The organism is Bradyrhizobium sp. Ai1a-2 (genome assembly GCF_000426245.1).
Taxonomy (GTDB): Bacteria; Pseudomonadota; Alphaproteobacteria; order Rhizobiales; family Xanthobacteraceae; genus Bradyrhizobium.
In genome coordinates this window covers 1-1,165 of sequence record NZ_AUEZ01000242.1, presented here as the reverse complement: position 1 = coordinate 1,165, position 1,165 = coordinate 1, and the positions used below count along the sequence as shown (strand labels likewise).

Genomic DNA, 1,165 nt, shown 5'->3' with positions numbered 1-1,165 from the left:
GTGGCAAAGCGTGCAGGCACCTCGCCGCCGTCCTTCAAGAACAGGCCAGCGCCAGCGAGGCCAAGGCCGCCAAGCTGCGAGAACAGGTTCGGGCCGGGAGAGGTTTGCGTGCCGTAAGAGTTCTGACCCTGCGCCAGCGCGGCGGGCAAGCCGTACTGCGCGAGGAACGCAGCCTCTTGGAAAGGGAATCCCATCTGCTGCAAATACTGCTGATATTGGGCCGTGTCCTGATTCTGCTGCGTCTGCTGCTGCACAGCACCAGCGCCCATCTGCGCTTGGCCGCCCTGAATCCCGGCAGACTGCCCGGCAACGCCGAGGTTGCCGAGCGCTGATGCAGCCGCCATCGGGTTCTGTTGAAACTGCTGTTCGGCCGTCTGCACAGCTTGGTTGTAGCCCTGAGACTCAAGGTTCGCGATCACCGGAGCCTGCGCAAGCTGCTGCTGCCCGGCAAGCTGCGACTGCGCGACCGCCTGACGATCGCCACCGAGCGCGCCGGCAGCCGCCGCCGAGCCCTTTAAGGAGTTCTGCTGTTCGGCGTTCTGCTCGTTGAACTGCGCTTGCGTCGCATTCACGACTTGCTGTGTGTAGGGGTTCCACGCGCGAACAGCGTGTCGCCATCGACGCCACCGCGGGCCGCCTCGATGACGCCCGAGCCCTGGTTGAGGATGGCAGGAAGAGTGCCGATGAAGTTTGGAAGCGTAGTCCTTCCCAAGAACTGCGCCAGCGCCGGATAAGTCGCTGCGCTAAACGCCTGTCCAACGCAGTTGAGATACGGCGGAATGGTCGATGCCGTGATCCACGCCGGCACAGTCCCCGCCGCGATATCCAGATAGGAGCCGACGCGCCCAAGGTTGCGATAGCGCACGGTAGTCCCATGCACCTGAATATCGCTAATCTCGCCCGGAGGCAGACCGATTGCCTCAGTGCCGCTCGCGACCGCCGCCAATAGCACACCCGGACCAGTGCAAAGGTTCTCGATCGTCCACCAACCCATGACGCCGGCCGGGAACGTGATGGTAGCGCTGCTCGTGAGCGCGCCGGTCACGCTGATGGTGCCATTGACGATTTCTGCCGCCGTCAGCGCATGGTTGTCGCCGGGGTTCACAGCGATGCTGCCAACACCGCCGAGGATGGTATCCAACATCGTCGCGTTGCCGTTGACCGC

2 protein-coding genes are annotated in these 1,165 nt (G+C 63.9%); both read right to left on the bottom strand.

Annotated elements, in window-relative coordinates; all coding sequences use genetic code 11:
- Positions 1 to 572, bottom strand: a 572-nt coding sequence (locus tag K288_RS49235; protein WP_043162551.1) for a hypothetical protein, incomplete at its 3' end; no start/stop codon positions are given.
- On the bottom strand, positions 569 to 1,165 hold a 597-nt coding region (locus tag K288_RS49230; RefSeq protein ID WP_043162550.1), incomplete at its 5' end, for a tail fiber protein. The genes K288_RS49230 and K288_RS49235, both read right to left, overlap by 4 nt.